The 19,417-nt window shown below is 61.1% G+C and carries 16 protein-coding genes; 15 read left to right on the top strand and 1 reads right to left on the bottom strand.

The window, feature by feature from the left end:
- Positions 1-6 precede the first annotated feature (6 nt).
- From OGM61_08045 to OGM61_07985, 13 genes are all read left to right on the top strand, one after another.
- Positions 7-1,758, top strand: coding sequence for an ABC transporter ATP-binding protein/permease (locus OGM61_08045; protein ID UYI83806.1), 1,752 nt, complete (start codon positions 7-9; stop codon positions 1,756-1,758).
- Positions 1,751-3,640 (top strand): ABC transporter ATP-binding protein/permease, encoded by a 1,890-nt coding sequence (locus OGM61_08040; GenBank protein ID UYI83805.1) that lies wholly within the window; start codon positions 1,751-1,753, stop codon positions 3,638-3,640. The genes OGM61_08045 and OGM61_08040 overlap by 8 nt, the downstream gene beginning before the upstream one ends.
- A gap of 71 nt (positions 3,641-3,711) precedes the next feature.
- Entirely contained in the window at positions 3,712-4,131 is a 420-nt protein-coding gene (locus tag OGM61_08035; protein ID UYI83804.1) for a DNA-binding protein, read from the top strand.
- A gap of 218 nt (positions 4,132-4,349) precedes the next feature.
- Complete coding sequence (gene sufC, locus OGM61_08030; protein UYI83803.1) at positions 4,350-5,096, top strand: Fe-S cluster assembly ATPase SufC; 747 nt, start codon at positions 4,350-4,352, stop codon at positions 5,094-5,096.
- Between the two features lie 16 nt (positions 5,097-5,112).
- The gene (sufB, locus tag OGM61_08025; GenBank protein UYI83802.1) at positions 5,113-6,519 is read left to right on the top strand and encodes a Fe-S cluster assembly protein SufB; all 1,407 of its coding nucleotides are present in this window, start codon (positions 5,113-5,115) and stop codon (positions 6,517-6,519) included.
- Between the two features lie 26 nt (positions 6,520-6,545).
- Positions 6,546-7,487 carry a SufD family Fe-S cluster assembly protein gene (locus tag OGM61_08020; protein UYI83801.1) on the top strand — a complete coding sequence of 314 codons (942 nt, stop codon included), beginning with the start codon at positions 6,546-6,548 and terminating at the stop codon, positions 7,485-7,487.
- Positions 7,477-8,691, top strand: a complete 1,215-nt coding sequence (locus OGM61_08015; GenBank protein ID UYI83800.1) for a SufS family cysteine desulfurase — start codon at positions 7,477-7,479, stop codon at positions 8,689-8,691. The genes OGM61_08020 and OGM61_08015 overlap by 11 nt, the downstream gene beginning before the upstream one ends.
- On the top strand, positions 8,681-9,115 hold the full coding sequence (locus OGM61_08010) for an SUF system NifU family Fe-S cluster assembly protein (GenBank protein UYI83799.1): 435 nt from the start codon (positions 8,681-8,683) through the stop codon (positions 9,113-9,115). Before OGM61_08015 ends, OGM61_08010 begins: the two co-directional genes overlap by 11 nt.
- A 130-nt stretch (positions 9,116-9,245) precedes the next feature.
- On the top strand, positions 9,246-9,815 hold the full coding sequence (locus tag OGM61_08005) for a uridine kinase (protein ID UYI83798.1): 570 nt from the start codon (positions 9,246-9,248) through the stop codon (positions 9,813-9,815).
- Positions 9,816-9,917: 102 nt separating this feature from the next.
- Complete coding sequence (locus OGM61_08000; GenBank protein UYI83797.1) at positions 9,918-11,609, top strand: 4Fe-4S binding protein; 1,692 nt, start codon at positions 9,918-9,920, stop codon at positions 11,607-11,609.
- Positions 11,599-12,783 (top strand): serine/threonine-protein phosphatase, encoded by a 1,185-nt coding sequence (locus OGM61_07995; GenBank protein ID UYI83796.1) that lies wholly within the window; start codon positions 11,599-11,601, stop codon positions 12,781-12,783. Before OGM61_08000 ends, OGM61_07995 begins: the two co-directional genes overlap by 11 nt.
- A gap of 61 nt (positions 12,784-12,844) precedes the next feature.
- Positions 12,845-14,188, top strand: a complete 1,344-nt coding sequence (locus OGM61_07990) for a MurT ligase domain-containing protein (GenBank protein ID UYI83795.1) — start codon at positions 12,845-12,847, stop codon at positions 14,186-14,188.
- A complete protein-coding gene (locus OGM61_07985) occupies positions 14,185-14,928 on the top strand; it encodes a glutamine amidotransferase (GenBank protein ID UYI83794.1) in 744 nt (247 codons plus the stop codon). Before OGM61_07990 ends, OGM61_07985 begins: the two co-directional genes overlap by 4 nt.
- Positions 14,929-14,980: 52 nt before the next feature.
- Here the strand turns inward: OGM61_07985 and OGM61_07980 are convergent, their stop codons facing one another.
- Positions 14,981-15,922: a glutamate--tRNA ligase family protein gene (locus OGM61_07980; protein UYI83793.1), complete on the bottom strand. Its 942-nt coding sequence runs from the start codon at positions 15,920-15,922 to the stop codon at positions 14,981-14,983.
- 136 nt (positions 15,923-16,058) lie between these two features.
- Between OGM61_07980 and ybaK the strand changes: the two genes are divergently transcribed.
- Complete coding sequence (ybaK, locus tag OGM61_07975; protein UYI83792.1) at positions 16,059-16,550, top strand: Cys-tRNA(Pro) deacylase; 492 nt, start codon at positions 16,059-16,061, stop codon at positions 16,548-16,550.
- A gap of 18 nt (positions 16,551-16,568) precedes the next feature.
- Entirely contained in the window at positions 16,569-19,397 is a 2,829-nt protein-coding gene (gene uvrA, locus OGM61_07970; GenBank protein UYI83791.1) for an excinuclease ABC subunit UvrA, read from the top strand.
- Positions 19,398-19,417: the final 20 nt, after the last annotated feature.

The raw sequence follows: 19,417 nt of genomic DNA, 5'->3' as shown, positions 1-19,417 counted from the left end.
AAATCCATGCTTCATACATTGTCCCGCAGTCTGCGGGAAAACAAAGGCCCCGCGCTCGTGACGGTCCTGCTCTCGGCGCTGGAGGTCGTGTTTGAGATCGTGATCCCGCTGTATATGTCCAACCTCATCGACTTCGGTATTGAGGGCGGCAGTATGGCGGCGGTCTGGAAGTTCGGCGCATTTTTGCTGCTGCTGGCGGCGTTCCAGCTCGCGACCGGCGTGCTCGCGGCGCGTATCGCAGCGCGCGCGTCCGTCGGCTTCGGCGCGAACCTGCGCGAAGATATGTACAACAACGTGCAGACCTTCGCATTTTCCAACATCGACAAGTTTTCCACTGCGTCCATCGTCACGCGCCTGACGACGGATGTCACGAACGTGCAGAACGCCTTTCAGATGCTCATGCGTATGGCGATCCGTGCGCCGGTCATGCTGATTTTTTCCATGATCGTGTCGTTCCGCATCAGCCGTGATATCTCCATGACATTTCTCATCATCCTGCCGATCCTTGCCGTGGCGCTGTTTTTCATCATCCGCAGCGTGTTCCCGGTCTTCACGCGCGTTTTCCGCACATATGACGAGCTCAATAACGTCGTGCAGGAAAATGTCCGCGGTATCCGTGTCGTGAAGTCCTTTAATCAGGAGCAGCACGAGATCCGCAAGTTCGGCGCCATTTCCGAGCGCATCTATAAGGACTTTTCCAAGGGCGAGCGGCTCATCACGCTCAACGCGCCACTGATGCAGTCATGTATCTACGCGTGCATGATCATCATCTCCTGGCTCGGTGCCAAGGCCATCATCGCCAGCGGCAATGACCCGGCGCTCGGCCTGACGACCGGCAACCTCACCGCGCTCATCACCTATGCTATGCAGATCCTCTCGAGCCTGATGATGCTGTCGATGGTCTTTGCCATGCTGACGATCTCGCTCTCGTCCGCGCGCCGCATCGCCGAGGTGATCGAGGAAAAGACGGACATTCAAAATCCGGAGCACCCGGTTATGGCCGTGCGCGACGGCGCCATTGATTTTGACCATGTGAGTTTTGTCTACGCCTCCAAGGCGGACAAAAAGGTGCTCGATGACATTGATCTGCACATCCGCTCCGGCGAGACGATCGGCATCATCGGCGGCACGGGCGCGTCCAAATCCTCGCTCGTGCAGCTCATCCCGCGTCTGTACGATGTCACCGGCGGCAGGCTGACGCTCGGCGGCGTGGACGTGCGCGATTATGATCTGGAGACGCTGCGCAACGCCGTTGCCATGGTGCTGCAGAAAAACGAGCTGTTTTCCGGAACGATCAAGGAAAACCTCCGCTGGGGCAACGAAAACGCCACGGACGAGGAGCTCCGTCACGCCTGCGTGCTCGCGTGTGCGGATGAGTTCATCTCCGCCATGCCGGACGGTTATGACACCCATATCGAGCAGGGCGGCACGAATGTCTCCGGCGGCCAGAAGCAGCGCCTGTGCATCGCCCGCGCGCTGCTGAAAAAGCCGAAGGTGCTCATTCTCGACGACTCGACGAGCGCCGTCGACACGCGCACGGATGCGCAGATCCAGCAGTCCCTTTCCGCCTATATCCCGGAGACGACGAAGATCATCATCGCGCAGCGCATCAGCTCCGTGCAGAACGCGGACCGTATCGTCGTGCTCGATGACGGCCACATTGACGCCGTCGGCTGCCACGATGAGCTGCTGCGCACGTGCGAAATTTACCGCGAGGTCTATGAGTCCCAGCAGAAGGGAGGCGAGGACGATGCCTGAACGCCCAAAGTTTGATTCCCAGACGCTCAAGCGCCTGCTGTCGTATATGCGCGCCTATAAGGGCACGCTCGTGCTCGTGACGGTCTGCATCCTGCTGAGCGCGGTCGCAGGCGCGGCCTCGTCCATGTTCCTGCAAAAGCTGATCGACGGCTATATCGTGCCCATGCTCGGCACGGCGTCGCCGGACTATTCCGGCCTGATCCGTGCGCTGATCACCATCGGCTGCGTATATCTTGTCGGTACGCTGGCCACATGGCTGTATAACCGCCGCATGGTCACGATCGCGCAGGGCACGCTCAAGCGCATCCGCGACGAGATGTTTGAAAAGATGCAGCGCCTGCCCATCCGCTACTTTGACACGCATACGCACGGCGACATCATGAGCCTGTATACGAACGATACCGATACGCTGCGCCAGATGATCGCGCAGTCCATGGCGCAGCTCGTGTCGTCCGTGTTTACGCTGACGGTCGTGTTTTTCTGCATGCTGTACATCAGCATCTGGCTGACGCTGATCGTGTGCGCCGTCATGGCGCTCATTCTCGTGTTCGTGCGCAAGCTCACCGGCCGCATCGGCGGCTACTTCATGGCGCAGCAGACGGCGCTGGCCGATCTCAACGGCTATGTTGAGGAGATGGTCAACGGCCAGAAGGTCGTCAAGGTCTTCTGCCACGAGGGGCAGAGCAAGGCGGAGCTGCGCCGCCGCAACCGCGTCTGGGCGGAAAACGCCGCGCGCGCCAGCGGCATGGCCAACAGCATGATGCCGATGATGAACGCCGTAGGTTACCTGCAGTATGTCATCATCGCCGTCATCGGCGGCACGATGGCGATTGCCGGCACGCCGAACCTCGGCCTGACGGGCATGAACACGCTCACGCTCGGTATGATCGCATCCTTCCTCACGCTCTCGCGCGGGTTTACAAACCCGATCTCGCAGATCTCCAACCAGTTCAACTCCATCGTCACAGCACTGGCCGGCGCATCGCGCATTTTCGCGTTCATGGATGCCGAGCCGGAGACGGACGACGGCTATGTGACGCTTGTCAACGCCAAGGAGGAAAACGGCACGCTCGCCGAGACCGACCACCACACCGGTCTCTGGGCGTGGAAGCACCCGCACGGCGACGGCACGGTCACATACACGAAGCTTGCCGGGCGCGTCGTGTTCGATCACGTCGACTTCGGTTATACGTCGGACAAAGAGGTCCTGCATGACATCACGCTCTACGCCGAACCCGGCCAGAAGGTCGCCTTCGTCGGCGCGACCGGTGCGGGCAAGACGACGATCACGAACCTTATCAACCGCTTTTACGACATTGCCGACGGCAAGATCCGCTACGACGGCATCAACATCAATAAGATCCGTAAGGCAGATCTGCGCCGCAGCCTCGGCATCGTGCTCCAGGACGTGAATCTCTTTACCGGTACGGTCATGGAAAATATCCGCTACGGAAATCCGGACGCGACGGATGACGAATGCATCGCGGCGGCGAAGCTTGCCAATGCCGACCATTTCATCCGCATGCTGCCCGACGGCTACAACACCGTGCTCAAAGGCGACGGCAGCGGCCTGAGCCAGGGCCAGCGGCAGCTGCTGAGCATCGCACGCGCGGCTGTGTCCGATCCGCCGGTCATGATCCTCGACGAGGCGACCAGCTCCATCGACACCCGCACGGAGGCGCTCGTGCAGAGCGGCATGGATAAGCTCATGGAGGGGCGCACGGTGTTCGTCATCGCGCACCGGCTCTCGACGGTCAAGAATGCGGACGTCATCATGGTGCTTGACCATGGCCGCATCATCGAGCGCGGCAACCATGCAAAGCTCATCGCCGAAAAGGGCGTGTACTACCAGCTCTATACCGGGGCGTTCGAGCTCGAATAATTTCCTGCGCCCCCTTGCGGCCGGCAGGGGGGCGCGGTATAATTGCGGTAACGAAGCAAAGGAGGAGAACCATGGAGTATCGAAGATTTGGAAACACCATCGTCGCCCGCATCGACCGTGGGGAAGAAGTGCTTGAGCAGGTTGCGGCCATTGCGCAGGCCGAGCAGATCAAGCTCGCGAGCGTGCAGGCGCTCGGTGCAGTCGGGGAGTTTACGGTCGGCGTGTTCCACACGGCCGAAAAGCAGTACCACGCGAACTCCTTCGCGGGCGATTTCGAGATCGTCTCGCTGACCGGCACGATCAACACGATGGACGGCGCGTTTTACACGCACCTGCACATGAGCGCCGGTAATGAGAAGGGCGAGGTGTTCGGCGGACATCTCAACCGCGCCGTTATCAGCGCCACCTGTGAGATGGTCATCACGGTTATCGACGGAAGAGTGGATCGTTTTCACAGTGAGGAGATCGGCCTGAACCTGTTCCAATTCTGAGCATCTGTGTCAAAAGCACGCACGGCTATTGAGTCGTGCGTGCTTTTTTTGCTGCCTTGATCCTATATTCCTATTGACAACATAGGAATATAGGCATATAATTCATCTCGATGAGGTAGGATTTTGTGCCGGACCATCCTGAGCCTCTCTGAATTCGTGTATACGTATGCAGCCGTGCCGTCAGGCACGGTTTGCCATTGGGAACGGAGGATACATATATGAACAGCAACCTGCTTGAAGTCAGCGGCCTGCACGTGAGTGCGGGCGAGAAAGAGATCCTGCACGGCGTGGACCTGACCGTCGGCAAGGATGAGACGCATGTGCTCATGGGGCCGAACGGCACCGGCAAGTCCACGCTCGGCTATGCGATCACCGGCAATCCGGAGTACACGGTCACGGCCGGAAAGATCGTCTTTGACGGCGAGGACATCACGGAGCTGCCGGTCAACGAGCGCGCGAAGAGGGGTATTTTTCTGTCGTTTCAGAATCCGCTCGAGGTGCCCGGCGTGACGCTCAGCGCGTTTATCCGCAGTGCGCTCGAGCAGAAGACCGGCAAGCGCATCCGCCTCTGGGACTTCAAGAAGAATCTTGCCGAGACGATGCAGCTGCTGGCGATGGACGCTTCCTATGCTGAGCGCGACCTGAATGTGGGCTTTTCCGGCGGTGAGAAAAAGAAAGCGGAGATCCTGCAGATGCTCATGCTCGAGCCGAAGCTTGCCATCCTCGACGAGACGGACTCCGGTCTGGACGTCGACGCGGTGCGCACGGTCTCCAAGGGCGTGCAGCTCTATCGTGAGCGCGTGCACGGCTCGTTGCTCATCATCACGCACAGCACCCGCATTCTCGAGGCGCTGACGGTGGACGCCGCGCACATCATGGAGCAGGGCGTCATTGTGAAAAACGGCGATGCATCGCTTGTAGATACCATCAATGAAAACGGCTTTGGCGGCATCCGGGCAGACTGAAAGCGAGGCGATCCGAATGAAGGAAAAAAGCCAGGTCGCGGACATTGACCGCAGCGTCTATGACATCCGCGACAAAGAGGACGATGCCTATCGTATGCAGGAGGGCCTGACACCGGAGATCATCGACCGGCTCTCGAAGGAAAAGGGCGATCCGGTCTGGATGCAGCAGTTCCGGCTGCAGTCGCTGCAGATCTATAACGAGATGCCGATCCCGGATTGGGGCCCGTCCATCGAGGGGCTGGACATGGATCACATTGCAACATACGTCCGTCCCAAGACCGACATGAAAAGCGACTGGAAGGACGTCCCGCAGGATATTAAAGATACTTTCGAGCGTCTCGGCATCCCGCAGGCGGAGCGCAAATCGCTCGCCGGCGTCGGCGCACAGTACGATTCCGAGCTCGTGTATCACAACGTCCGGGACGAAGTGGCTGCACAGGGCGTCGTCTATACCGACATGGAGAGCGCGCTCAAGGGCGAGTACGCCGATATGGTGCACAAGTATTTCATGAAGCTCGTCACACCGCGCGATCATAAGTTTGCGGCCCTGCACGGCGCGGTCTGGTCCGGCGGCTCGTTCGTGTATGTGCCGAAGGGCGTGCAGGTGTCCATCCCGCTGCAGTCGTACTTCCGTCTGAACGCCAAGGGTGCTGGCCAGTTTGAACACACACTCATCATTGTCGATGAGGGCGCGAGTCTGCATTTTATCGAGGGATGCTCGGCACCGAAATATAACGTTGCGAACCTCCACGCCGGCTGCGTGGAGCTGTACGTGAAGAAGAACGCTAAGCTGCGCTACTCGACCATCGAGAACTGGTCGAAAAATATGTATAACCTCAATACAAAACGCGCGCTCGTGGAAGAGGGCGGCGTGATCGAGTGGGTTTCCGGCTCGTTCGGGTCTCATGTCGGCTGCCTGTACCCGATGAGCGTGCTCAAAGGCGATAACTCCAAGATGGAATTCACCGGCGTCACGTTTGCCGGCGCGGGGCAGAACCTCGACACCGGTGCGAAGGTCGTGCACATCGGCAAGAACACAAGCTCGTATATGAACACGCGCTCGATCAGCAAGAGCGGCGGCATCAGCACATTCCGCAGCAGCGTCGTGGTGCAGAAGGGCGCCAAGCACGCAAAATCTTCCGTGTCCTGCCAGTCGCTGATGCTCGATTCCGAGTCCCGCTCCGATACCGTCCCGGCCATGGACATCCGCACGAAGGACGCTGCCGTCGGTCATGAGGCAAAGATCGGCAGCATCAGCAACGAGGCGGTGTTTTATCTCATGAGCCGCGGCATGAGCGAGGAGGACGCCCGCGCGCTGATCGTCAGCGGCTTTGCGGACAACGTCTCCAAGGAGCTGCCGCTGGAGTACGCGGTGGAAATGAACAATCTCATTCGTCTCGAGATGAAGGGCAGCATTGGCTGACCCACATTCCGAAAGGAGGGAATATCGTGAATACGAGTGAACAGCTGGTCGTCAACAAACTGCCGACCAGAACGTGGAACCATCTCCAGGTCAACGAAGCGACCATCCCGTGGAATGTGGCCGACACGGCCGATCTCGGGACGGATTCCTATGCAATTACAGCGGAAAATCAGGCGCAGCCGCTGCACATCGACCTGACCGGTGCGGCCGGCTTCAGCCGCAAGCACATCGCGGTCGATGTGGCCGCCGACGTGCAGGCAACGGTGTATATGGTGCTCGATACGCAGGGCAGCTTCGCCGTAGAAACGGCGTTCAAGCTCCACGATGCCGCGTCTCTTCGCCTTGTGCAGGTGCTCTGTGCGCAGGACAGCGCGCTGCTCTACGCCAAAACGGACGCCGACTGTGCGCCCGGCGCCGGCGTGGACATGACGCAGATCCTCATGGGCAGGGGCGACCTGTATTCGGACAATGACACGGAGCTTGTCGGCGACGGCAGCCATTATTCGGCGCAGATCGGCTATCTCGGCCGCGGCAGCCAGACGATCGACGTCAACGTCGTCGTCAACCACTACGGCAAAAACACCGAGTGCGAGATCGACACGTCCGGCGCGCTCAAGGATGCGGCGAAAAAAGTTTTCCGCGGCACGATCGACTTCAAGACCGGCTCGTCGAACTCCGTCGGCAACGAGAAGGAGACCGTGCTCATGCTCGGCGACGATGTTGTCAACAAGACGGTGCCGCTCATTCTCTGCGCCGAGGAAAATGTCGTCGGCAACCACGGCGCGACCATCGGTGAGCTCGATGACGAGACGCTGTTTTACTTTGAAAGCCGCGGCATCTCCCGCGCTCAGGCCGAAAACATCCTGGCCCGCGCATCGATCGAGCGCTTTGCGCGCACGGTGGACGATGAAGTGCTGCGCGCGCAGATTCTTCAGACGCTGGAGGAGGAACTCAACGATGACGTATGATTATAAGCAGGATTTTCCGATCTTTCAGCACACGGACGTCGCCTATATCGATAACGCGGCCACGGCGCAGCGCCCGCAGTGCGTGCTGGACGCGGTGGCGGATTTCTACCGCTGCCACAATGCCAACCCCCTGCGCGGGCTGTATCCGCTGAGCGTGGAGGCGACCGATATCTATGAGCAGGCGCGCGAGACCGTGCGCGATTTCATCGGGGCACGCTCGGCGCGTGAGATCGTCTTTACCCGCAACACGACCGAGGGCCTGAACCTCGTCGCCTACAGCTACGGCCTGACGCACGTCAAGGCGGGCGATGAGGTGCTCGTGTCTATCATGGAGCACCACAGCGATCTGCTGCCGTGGCAGATGGTCTGCCGCCAGACGGGCGCGGAGCTGAAGTTCATCGAGTGCGCGCCCGACGGCAGTGTGGATCTTCAGCAAATCGAATCGCTCATTACCGAGCGCACGAAGATCGTCGCCATGACGCAGGTGTCGAATGTTCTCGGCCGGAAGTACCCGCTCAAGGAAGTCGCCGCCATGGCGCACAAGAAGGGCGCGGTCATGGTCGTGGACGGCGCGCAGAGCACGCCGCACATGCCGGTGAACGTGCAGGAGCTGGGCGCGGATTTCTTCGCCTTCTCCGGGCACAAGGTCTTTGGCCCGATGGGCATCGGCGGGCTGTACGGCAGGGAGGACCTGCTCGAGGAAATGCCGCCGTTTCTCTCCGGCGGCGAGATGATCGAATCCGTCACGCGCACGGGCGCTGTCTATGCCGAGCTGCCGCATAAGTTCGAGGCCGGCACGGTCAATGCCGCCGGCGCGGCCGGTCTGGCTGCCGCCATCCGGTACGTGCAGAGCGTCGGCTTTGACACCATCCAGCAGCGCGAGCACGACCTGACGGCCAACGCCCTCGCGCGCGTGCTGGCCGTGCCGCACGTGCACGTGCTCGGTACGGACCGCCCGGAGGATCACAACGGCATCATCACCTTCACGGTCGACGGCGTGCACCCGCACGACATCAGCGAGATCATGGCGTCCGACGGTGTGAACATCCGCGCCGGTCACCACTGCGCGCAGCCGCTGCTCGCGCACCTCGGTCTGAACGCGACGGCGCGCGCCAGCTTTGCCTTTTATAACACCGATGAGGATGTCGACCGGTTCCTTGAGAGCCTCTCGACCCTGAGGGAGCGTATGGGATATGGAAAATAGAAGCTTCTATAATGAGATCCTGACCGAGCACAACATCCATCCGGAGTTCAAGCACGACATTCCGGACGCGGACATTGCGCTCGCGGGTGTGAACCCGAGCTGCGGCGACAACATCGTCCTCAAGCTCAAGACCGACGGCGATGTCATCACCGATGGCGGCTTTGTCGGCGACGGCTGCGCCATCTCGCAGGCGTCGGCCGATATCATGCTCGGCATGATCGTGGGGCAGAAGAAGGAAAAGGCGCTGGAAATGGGCCGCACCTTCCTGCGCATGATCCACGGCGAGGCGACCGAGGAAGAGATCGAGAGTCTCGAAGAGGCCTCGGCTCTCAAGGACATCGCGCATATGCCCGCGCGTGTGAAATGCGCCATGCTCGGCTGGCGCACGCTCTCGGAGGCGCTGACCGGCAAGGTCGAAGAATAAGCCGTTCCCGCCGCCGGCGGATGCCGATGCGGTGTCTGCCGGCGGCTTTCTGCGCGCTGGAAATCCCCGGTTTGACAGCGCGTGCCTGTAGGATTATGATAAGACATCCTCTTGACGGCAGGTGCTGTGTATGACTGATTTTGAACCCGCTCTTCTGCGGCGCATCCGTGCGCTCGCGGCCGCGCAGCCGCGCGTGCTTGTCGCCATTGACGGCCGCTGCGCCGCCGGAAAGACCACGCTGGCCGCGTCCCTGCAGGCACAGTTGGCGTGCAATGTGTTTCATATGGACGACTTTTTCCTCCGCCCGGAGCAGCGCACGCCCGAGCGCCTGCGTCAGCCGGGCGGCAATGTGGACTTCGAGCGTTTCCTGACTGAGGTGCTCCGTCCGCTGCGCGATGGCGCGCCGGTGACGTATCGCCCTTATGACTGCCGAACGCAGCAGCTGTGCGCGCCGGTTCACGCGGAGGCAAGGCCGGTCAATCTCATCGAGGGGTCCTATTCCTGCCATCCGGCGCTGTGGGATCTTTATGACCTGCACGTGTTCCTCTCGGTCGGCCCGGAGGAGCAGCACCGCCGCATTGCTGCGCGCAATGGTGAAAAAATGCTGCCGATGTTTACAAACGTCTGGATTCCGATGGAGGAGACGTACTTTGCGCGGTTTCAAGTTGCGGAGCGCGCCGACCTTTGCCGGGAAAATTGAATCAGCCTGCGGATGACCGCGCGGGGCTTGTGTCCCGCGCGGTTTTGTGCTACATTAAAAGAACATATACGAAGTGAATTTTCACAGAAAGGCGGGAGCTACATGGATGTTCTGCGTTTCAAACAGGCCAACTGCAAAAACTGCTACAAATGCGTCCGGTTCTGCCCGGTCAAGTCCATCCGCGTCTATCAGGGTCACGCACAGATCATTTCCAGCGACTGCATTCTCTGCGGCAACTGCGTGTCCGTCTGTCCGCAGCACGCCAAGGAGGACATCAGCGACGTCGCGCAGATCCAGGAACTGATCGCGTCCGGCCAGCAGGTCGTTGTGAGCGTCGATTCCTCCTACATCGCCTATTTTGATACTCCTGGTTTTGCGGGCATCGCCGAGCCGCTCAAAAAGCTCGGCTTTGCAGCGGCGCACGAGACGGCGGAGGGCGCCTACCTGGTCAAGAAGGAGCTGGAAAAGCTCGCCGCCCAGCCGGGTGATGCGCCAATCATTACGTCCGGCTGTTCGACGATCGTGCTCTATGTGGAAAAGCACCTGCCGGAGGCACTGCCGTATCTGGCCCCGGTGCTCTCACCGATGCAGGCGCATGCCGTGCTGCTGCGCAAGCGCTATCCCGGCGCGACCATTGTCTATGTCAGCCCCTGCATTTCCAAGAAAGAGGAGACGACGCGCTTTGAGAGCGTCGGCGCCGACTATGATATTACGTTCACGGAACTCGAGGACTGGATGCACGAGGCCGGCGTTGCCGTCAACCCCAATGTGCCGGCGGATGAGCCGCTGCTCTCGCGCGGCTACACGATCACGAACGGCGTTCTGCATTCCATGTCGCTCGATTCCGGGCGCGATTATCTGTTCCTCGACGGTCTGGATGACAGCATTCAGACGCTCAAGAGCGTCGTCAACGGTGAACTGCGCAACTGTTTCATTGAAATCGCCGCCTGCCACGGCAACTGTGTCGGCGGCCTTGCTTTCCGGCAGAAGCACACGAACCTGCTCGAGTCGCGCCGCCGCGTGATCAAGAGCGCCGGCGGCGGAAAAAACTTTGACATTCAAGAGCCAGTGGATATGCGCCGTGTGCTCGTGGACAAGAAGCACCCGACCGACCTGCCGCCCGAGTCCGTCATCAACGGCATCCTGCGCAAGATGGGCAAATTCAGCCCGGCGGATGAACTCAACTGCGGCCTGTGCGGCTATCGCACCTGCCGCGACAAGGCCATCGCCGTCTATGAGGGCCGCGCCGAGATCAGCATGTGCATGCCCTACATGAAAGAGCGCGCCGAGACCTATTCCGAGAAGATCATCAATGTCTCGCCGGAAGGCATCGTCACCGTCGGCAAGAAGCTGAAGGTCAAGCAGATCAACAAGGCTGCCTGCAAGATCTTCGGCATCAAGGATCCGGCGGACATCATCGGATATCCGGTGTCGCGCATCATGGATGAGTACGACTTCGTGAAGATGATCAGTCAGGACGAGACACAGGTCACGGACGAGGTCTTTCTCGCTGACTACAACGTCTATCTCGAGCGCATCTTTATCTGCGACCCGGAGCGGACGCTCTTTACCTGCATCATGCGCGACGTGACGAAAGCGCGCCAGCGCCGCAACAAGATCCAGAAGACGAAGATCCATGCGGCCGATCTGGCGGACGATATCATTGCAAACCAGCTGCGCATCGTCCACGAGATTGCAAGTCTGCTCGGTGAAACGGCAGCGGAGACCAAGGTGGCTGTGCATGATCTGAAGGAAGCCATCATGCTTGATGAGGACGGCGATGATGATGCGTAAACGAACGAATCGCTGCAGGAACACGGTCTGGGACATCAGCGTCATCAGCCGCAACAAAAACGGGGAGACGCTCTGCGGCGATCAGTGTGCGCTCGAATGGGACGACAATGACGCGACGGTCATCCTCTCCGACGGTCTCGGCAGCGGCGTCAAGGCCAACATCCTCTCCACGCTGACAACGACCATGCTCACGACCATGCTCAAGGGCAACGTGCCGATCGACGAGTGCGTTACGACCGTGGCGGAAACGCTGCCCATGTGCAAGGAGCGCAAGCTCGCCTATGCGACCTTTACGATCCTGCAGACGGCCGGCACCCGCGCGCGCCTGATCCAGTATGACAACCCGAACGCTGTGTTCGTGCACAACGGCGCGATCGGGAAATACAACTACTCCGTCAATTTCATTCAGGAAAAGGAGCTGCACGAGAGCTACCTGCATTTTGACGTGGGCGATATGCTTGTGCTCTTCAGCGACGGCGTGTCGGAGGCCGGGCGCGGCGTGACGACGGACGCCGGTTGGGCGCGGCAGGACATTGAGGATTTTATCCTGCGCAATTATTCACCCACCGTCTCCTCACAGCGTATGGCGGCCAGTATCCTCTCGACCGTCAAGACGCTGGACATGGATGCCATGCATGATGATACGACTGTTGTTGTCGCGCGCCTGCGTGAGCGTTGTCCGGTCAACGTCATGATCGGCCCGCCCGAGAGCAAGGATGATGATCTGAGCACCATGCGGCTGTTTTTCGGCAAGGATGGCAAGCATGTTGTCTGCGGCGGCACCACGGCCAACGCTGTCGCGTCATATCTGGGCGTAAAGGTGCATACGCTGCCCGGCAGTGGCACGGAGGAGGTGCCGCCGATGAGCGAGATCCACGGTGTGGATCTGACGACCGAGGGCGTCGTTACGGTCAATGTGACGATGAAACGCATCAAGGACTACCTCGCGGATGGCATGTACACGCTCGAGCTCGCCCACATGAAGGACGGCGCGTCCAAGCTCGCGCTCGTACTGCTCGAGGAGGCGACGGAGGTCAATGTCCTCTTCGGCAACGCGAGCAACCTCGCCCAGCAGGATACGGAGTTCAGCTTTGAGCGCAAGCTGCAATTGGTGCAGGAGCTGCGCGATATGCTGACTCTGGCCGGAAAAACAGTCAAAATGAGCATCTGCTGACAGATGCGAAATCATCACGGAGTGACCCTAACGAATGAAAATCCGAACTTTTTTTGCAGTATTGCTGTGTAAGCTTGCACGCGGGCTGCTGCGGCTGCTGCGCCGCGGTGGCACGGCGTTTCCCGGCCGCGTGGCGCTCAAGGTGTACCCGCAGGTACTCGGCGTGCTCTCGCGGGGGGTGCGCGTCATCCTCGTCACCGGCACGAACGGCAAGACGACCAGCTCGCGCATGATCGAGCAGGCATTCGCCGATGCGGGCCTCAATTACTTTGCCAACCGCTCGGGCGCGAACCTCATCTCCGGCATCACGGCGGAGTTTGCCATGCACAGCACCCTGACCGGCAGGCCAAAGTGCCAGTTTGCCGTCATTGAGTGCGACGAGGCTGCATCCAAGACCGTGCTCAAGTACCTCAAGCCGGAGGTCATCGTGGCCACGAACGTGTTCCGCGACCAGCTCGACCGCTACGGTGAGATCACGCACACGCTCAATAACATCATCGAGGGCATCCGCCACACGCCGGAGAGCGTTTTGTGCATCAATGCCGACTGCTCACTCATCGCGTCCATCCCGGCGCAGGTGCCGAACCCGGTTGTGCGCTTTGGCGTGAATGTGCCGCTCGGCGGTGACGACCTGACGGAGATCTCCGACGCGCCGCACTGCATCCACTGCAAGACGGAATATGTCTACGACTACCGCACGTACGGCCATCTCGGCGCGTTCCGCTGCCCGAAGTGCGGCTACCACCGCGAAGCCCCGCAGGTCGCCGTCACAGCGGTGCTGAATCTCGGCGTGGACACGAGCGATGTTACCATGGCCATCGGCGGACAGGAGTACGCCGTGCACATCAACCTGCCGGCAGCTTATAACATCTACAATGCCGTCGGGTCGGCGGCTGCGCTGTACGCATTCGGCTTCACACCGGAGGCGATCGTGCACGCGCTCGGCGCGTTCGGCTGCGGCTTTGGCCGTATGGAGAAATTCGACCTGCGCGGTACGCCCGGGCGCATGATGCTCGTGAAAAACCCCGCGGGCGGCAACCAGACCATGCGCTATCTCGCCGGGCTGAACGAGGACGCGACGTTTGTCGTCTGCCTCAACGACCGGGACGCCGACGGTACGGACATCTCGTGGATCTGGGACGCGGACTTTGAGCGGCTCGCCGCCATGGGCGAGCATCTTCGCCACGTGTTCGTGTCCGGCACGCGCGCCGACGAGCTGCGCCTGCGCCTGAAGTATGCGGGCGTGGACGAGACGAAAATTCAGGTGTATTATGACTATGACCCGCTGATCGACGCCATGTGCGCGTCGGAATACCCGGTGTTCATCATGCCGACGTATACGTCGATGCTGGATCTGCGCGGCCGGCTGCAAAAGCGGCTCGGCGGAAAGGAGTTCTGGGAATGAGCGAGAAGACCCTGCGCATCTGCCACCTGTACCCGGATCTTCTGAACCTCTATGGCGACCGGGGCAACATTCTCTGCATGCGCCGCCGTTTGGAGTGGCGCGGCATCGACGCCGAGGTGACGGAGGTCACGGTCGGCGAGCAGGCGGATTTTACGCAGTTTGACCTGTTTTTCATCGGCGGCGGTCAGGACTTTGAGCAGGAGGTGCTCCTGTCCGACCTGAAAGCCGGAAAGGGCAGCGAAATCAAGGCTGCCATCGCCGACGGCAAGACGTTTCTGACCATCTGTGGCGGCTACCAGATGCTCGGCAGCTACTACCGCACGTGGGACGGCAAGCAGTGCGACTTTATCGGCGCGATCGACTACTACACCGTCGGCTCGAAGGAGCGTATGATCGGCAACTTCCTCTTTGAGTGCCTGCCGGAGTCCGGCGGCAGCGCGGTCGTCGGCTTTGAAAACCACAGCGGCAAGACCTATCTTGGCAGCGGCGTGTCGCCGCTCGGCAAGGTGCTCGTCGGCGGCGGCAACAACGGGGAGGACGGCTATGAGGGCGTACGCTATCAAAATGTCTTCGGCACATACAGCCACGGCCCGGTCCTGCCGAAAAACCCCGCATTTTGTGACCATTTGCTCACGACAGCGCTGCAGAAGCGCTATCCGAATCTGGAACTCCAGCCGCTGGACGATGCGGCCGAGCTCGCCGCGCACAATACCATGCGCGACCGGCTGCTGAAAAAATAACTGCATGGAAAATGGGCGCATCCGTCTGGATGCGCCCACCGTGCGTCTCATATTAAAAATCCGGCGGGATCGCAATGTCCGCGCGCGGGATCTTGTCCCAGGAAAAGTCCGCTGCCAGCTCGATTGCCGTCACCGGCGCGTCCGTTGGCCGCAGACCCGCGAGCTTGGCGAGCTTTCCGGTCAACTGCTCGGGTGTGTATTTCTGCCGCAGGGCCTCCATGTTCAGGTCGCCCTCGCGCTTGGAGAGCTTGCGCCCGTCCGGCGCGACGAGCAGCGGCGCGTGTGCGTATTCCGGGGCCTTGCCGCCGAGCGTTTCCATCAGCCAGATCTGCCGCGGTGTGGAGTCGAGTAGGTCGCGTGCGCGCACAACGCGCGTGATGCCCATGTCGAGATCGTCCACGCTTACGGCGAGCTGATAGGCGAACACGCCGTCCGAGCGCCGGATGAGAAAATCGTCGCGCCCGTGCCGCAGTTTGGCTGCCTGCAGACCGTAGTGCGCGTCAACGAAGGCAATGTCCGCGTCCGTGACCGCAAGCTTTTTCGCCGCGCGACGACCCATGCGCAGGCGCTTTTGCACCTCCTGCTCTGACAGCGTCCGACAGGGGCAGCCGGCCTCGCGCGGCTCGCCGGGGTGCGGTGCGCTCGCGGCCAGACGCTCTGCGCGGCTGCAATAGCAATCATACACCATGCCGCGCTCGGTCAATGCATCCAGCGCGGCGGTGTAGCGCTGTGCGCGCGCGCCTTGACGGCAGTCCTGCGAGCCGGGGCGCCAGCCCTCGTCCCAGTCGAGCCCAAGCCAGAGGAGGTCGTCGGCCATCAGGTCAGCATAGTGCTCCCAGCTGCGCTCCGGGTCGAGATCCTCAAGGCGGAACACCATCGTCCCGCCGCGTGCGCGCACGTCCAGCCATGCAAGCAGAAATGTCAGCATATTGCCCAGGTGCAGCCGCCCGCTCGGGCTGGGTGCGAAGCGGCCGCGGATCGTGTTATCCGGCATCGGTCATCCCTCCGGTTTCATACTGAGCGTATTATAGCATAACCGCGCCGGTTGGCAACGCTTTTGCGCCAAATCCCTTGAAACTATGCGGGAAATCGGATATAATAAAGTGTTATTATCAGCGGAGGAATGTCTCATGGCGAAATCATCCATCGAAAAAACAAATGTCATGCGTCTGCTCGACCAGAAGAAGGTGCCCTACACGCCGCACACATATCCGCACGGCGACGATGCGGTGGACGGCGTGACCGTCGCACAGATGACGGGCATGGACCCGGCGAAGGTGTTCAAGACGCTGGTTGCCCGCGGCGCGAGCAAGACGCCGTACGTGTTCGTCATTCCGGTCGCGTGCGAGCTCGACCTCAAGAAAGCGGCGAAGGCCGTGGGGGAGAAGTCCATTGCCATGCTGCACGTGTCCGAGCTCACGCCCCTGACGGGCTATGTGCGCGGCGGCTGCTCGCCGGTCGGCATGAAAAAGCAGCTGCGCACGGTCTTTGCTTCTCAGGCGCTCGCGCAGGAGACCATCCTTGTCAGTGCCGGCAAGATCGGCTATCAGGTCGAGGTCGCGCCGCAGGCGCTCATCGCGCTCGTGCGTGCGGGCACGGCGGAGCTGACCATAGAATCCTAAGCAACCACGGAGGCACCCATGCGGGATCATATTGTAATCAAAGGCGCGCGGGAGAACAATCTCAAGAACATTGATGTGGAAATTCCGCGCGATGCACTGGTCGTCATGACCGGCCTGTCCGGCTCGGGCAAGTCGAGCCTTGCGTTCGACACCATCTTTGCCGAGGGACAGCGGCGCTATATGGAGAGCCTCTCGTCGTATGCGCGCCAGTTTCTCGGCCAGATGGACAAGCCGGACGTCGATTCCATAGAGGGCATGAGCCCGGCCATTTCCATCGACCAGAAGACCACCAGCAAAAATCCGCGCTCGACCGTCGGCACGGTCACGGAGATCTACGACTATCTGCGTCTGCTCTGGGCGCGTGTCGGCGTGCCGCACTGCCCGAAGTGCGGCAAGGAGATCCGCCGCCAGACGGTCGACCAGATCGTCGATCAGATCGCGGCGCTGCCGCAGGCGACGCGCGTGCAGATCTTGGCGCCGGTCGTTCGCGCCAGAAAGGGCGAACACCAGAAGGTGTTCGACGATGCCCGCCGCGGCGGGTATGTCCGCGTGCGCGTGGACGGCAGCATCTACGACCTTACGGAGACGATCACGCTCGATAAAAACCGCAAGCACAATATCGAGATCGTGGTCGACCGCGTTGTCATCCGCCCCGACCAGAACCGCCGCCTGACCGACGCCGTGGAGATCGCGTCCGCGCTCTCCGGTGGTCTCGTGCTGGCAGACATCCCGGAGGAAAAGCGCGAGATCCTCTTCTCGCAGAACTACGCCTGCGACGACTGCGGCATCTCGATCGAGGAGCTCACGCCGCGGATGTTCTCGTTCAACAGCCCCTACGGCGCCTGCCCGACCTGCGGCGGCCTTGGCACGCGGCTGCGCATCGACCCGGCGCTCATCATTCCGGACCCGTCGAAGTCCATCCTCGACGGCGGCATCACCGCGAGCGGCTGGAACGGCGTCAAAGATGAGAGCATCAGCCGGATGTATTACGACGCACTGGCGGAAAAATATCACTTTGACCTTGCAACGCCCATCGGCGACCTGCCGGAGCACGTGCGCGAGATCCTGCTCTATGGCACGGGGGATGAAGAGCTCACCCTGCATTATGATACCAACCGCGGTTCCGGCGTGCTGCGCCGCCCGTTTGAGGGCATCGTCTGCAACCTTGAGCGCCGCTATCAGGAGACGCAGAGCGATGCCATGCGTGCATCGCTCGAGGACTGCATGGCAGAGACGGCCTGCCCGGACTGCCACGGCGCGCGGCTGCGGCCGGAGGTGCTGGCCGTCACGGTCGGCGGGCTGAATATCTCGGAGTTCACTGCACTGCCGATCACGGAGGAACTGGCGTTTCTCGACCGGCTCACGCTCAGCGAGAAGGATGCGCAGATCGCCGACAGTATTTTGCGCGAGGTGCACTCGCGCCTGCATTTTCTGCAGAGCGTCGGATTGCAGTACCTGACGCTCGCGCGCTCGGCGGCCACGCTGTCCGGCGGCGAGAGCCAGCGCATCCGGCTCGCAACACAGATCGGCTCGTCGCTCATGGGCGTGCTGTATATTCTGGATGAGCCGTCCATCGGTCTGCACCAGCGCGACAATGAAAAGCTGCTGGCCACGCTGCGCGAGCTGCGTGATCTCGGCAACACGCTCCTCGTCGTCGAGCACGACGAGGACACCATGCGTGCGGCAGATTATCTCATCGACATCGGCCCGGGTGCGGGTGTGCACGGCGGGGAAGTGGTCTGTGCCGGTACGCCGGAGGAGGTCGCGCGCTGCGAGCGCTCCATCACCGGGCAGTATCTGTCCGGCAAAAAGAAGATCCCCGTGCCCGCGCAGCGCCGCACCGGAAACGGTCACGCGCTCGTGATCCGCGGTGCGACCGAGCACAACCTCAAGCACGTGGACGTGCAGATCCCGCTCGGCGTCATGACGTGCGTGACCGGCGTGTCCGGCAGCGGCAAGTCCTCGCTCGTCAACGAGGTGCTGTATAAAACGCTTGCGGGCAAGCTTAACCATGCGAAGTTCCGTCCCGGGAAATGCGACGGCATTGACGGTGTGGAGTATCTGGACAAGATCATCAATATCGACCAGAGTCCCATCGGCCGCACGCCGCGCTCCAATCCGGCGACGTATACCGGCCTGTTTGACGATATCCGCAGCCTTTTCGCCTCCACGCAGGACGCGAAGCTGCGCGGCTACAGCGCCGGGCGCTTCTCGTTCAACATTCGCGGCGGCCGCTGCGAGGCCTGCTCCGGCGACGGCCTGCTGAAGATCGAGATGAACTTCCTGCCGGATGTTTACGTCCCGTGCGAGGTCTGCAAGGGCAAGCGCTACAACCGCGAGACGCTCGAGGTGCACTATAAGGGCAAGAATATTGCCGAGGTGCTGGACATGACCGTCGAAGAGGCGCTCGCATTTTTTCAGAACCAGCCGAAGATCCGCGACCGGCTGCAAACGCTCATGGATGTCGGCCTCGGCTATGTCAGGCTCGGTCAGCCGTCCACAACGCTCTCCGGCGGCGAGGCGCAGCGCATCAAGCTCGCGACGGAGCTCTCCAAGCGCAGTACCGGCCGGACGATCTACGTGCTCGATGAGCCGACGACCGGTCTGCACGTGGCGGACGTCGCGCGCCTGATCGATATTCTCAATCGTCTGACCGACGCGGGCAACACGGTGCTCGTCATTGAGCACAACCTGCACGTCATCAAGGTGGCCGATCATATCATCGATCTCGGTCCGGAGGGCGGCGACGCGGGCGGCAGCATCGTCTTTACCGGCACACCGGAAGATTGCGCGCGCTGCGCCGAGAGCTACACCGGCCAGTTTTTGAAAAAAGAACTCGAAAGTTAACGGCCAAGCCCCTTTTCTCA

This window comes from Clostridiales bacterium (assembly GCA_025757645.1).
Classification (GTDB): domain Bacteria; phylum Bacillota; class Clostridia; order Oscillospirales; family Oscillospiraceae; genus CAG-103.
Note: the sequence above shows the minus strand (reverse complement) of the source record. Positions and strands in the feature narration are given on the sequence as shown.

Coding starts and splice junctions, on each gene's coding strand:
- OGM61_08045 (UYI83806.1), top strand. CDS start 7: ATGCTTCATACATTGTCCCGCAGTCTGCGGGAAAACAAAGGCCCCGCG.
- OGM61_08040 (UYI83805.1), top strand. CDS start 1,751: ATGCCTGAACGCCCAAAGTTTGATTCCCAGACGCTCAAGCGCCTGCTG.
- OGM61_08035 (UYI83804.1), top strand. CDS start 3,712: ATGGAGTATCGAAGATTTGGAAACACCATCGTCGCCCGCATCGACCGT.
- sufC (UYI83803.1), top strand. CDS start 4,350: ATGAACAGCAACCTGCTTGAAGTCAGCGGCCTGCACGTGAGTGCGGGC.
- sufB (UYI83802.1), top strand. CDS start 5,113: ATGAAGGAAAAAAGCCAGGTCGCGGACATTGACCGCAGCGTCTATGAC.
- OGM61_08015 (UYI83800.1), top strand. CDS start 7,477: ATGACGTATGATTATAAGCAGGATTTTCCGATCTTTCAGCACACGGAC.
- OGM61_08010 (UYI83799.1), top strand. CDS start 8,681: ATGGAAAATAGAAGCTTCTATAATGAGATCCTGACCGAGCACAACATC.
- OGM61_08005 (UYI83798.1), top strand. CDS start 9,246: ATGACTGATTTTGAACCCGCTCTTCTGCGGCGCATCCGTGCGCTCGCG.
- OGM61_08000 (UYI83797.1), top strand. CDS start 9,918: ATGGATGTTCTGCGTTTCAAACAGGCCAACTGCAAAAACTGCTACAAA.
- OGM61_07995 (UYI83796.1), top strand. CDS start 11,599: ATGATGCGTAAACGAACGAATCGCTGCAGGAACACGGTCTGGGACATC.
- OGM61_07985 (UYI83794.1), top strand. CDS start 14,185: ATGAGCGAGAAGACCCTGCGCATCTGCCACCTGTACCCGGATCTTCTG.
- OGM61_07980 (UYI83793.1), bottom strand. CDS start 15,922: ATGCCGGATAACACGATCCGCGGCCGCTTCGCACCCAGCCCGAGCGGG.
- ybaK (UYI83792.1), top strand. CDS start 16,059: ATGGCGAAATCATCCATCGAAAAAACAAATGTCATGCGTCTGCTCGAC.
- uvrA (UYI83791.1), top strand. CDS start 16,569: ATGCGGGATCATATTGTAATCAAAGGCGCGCGGGAGAACAATCTCAAG.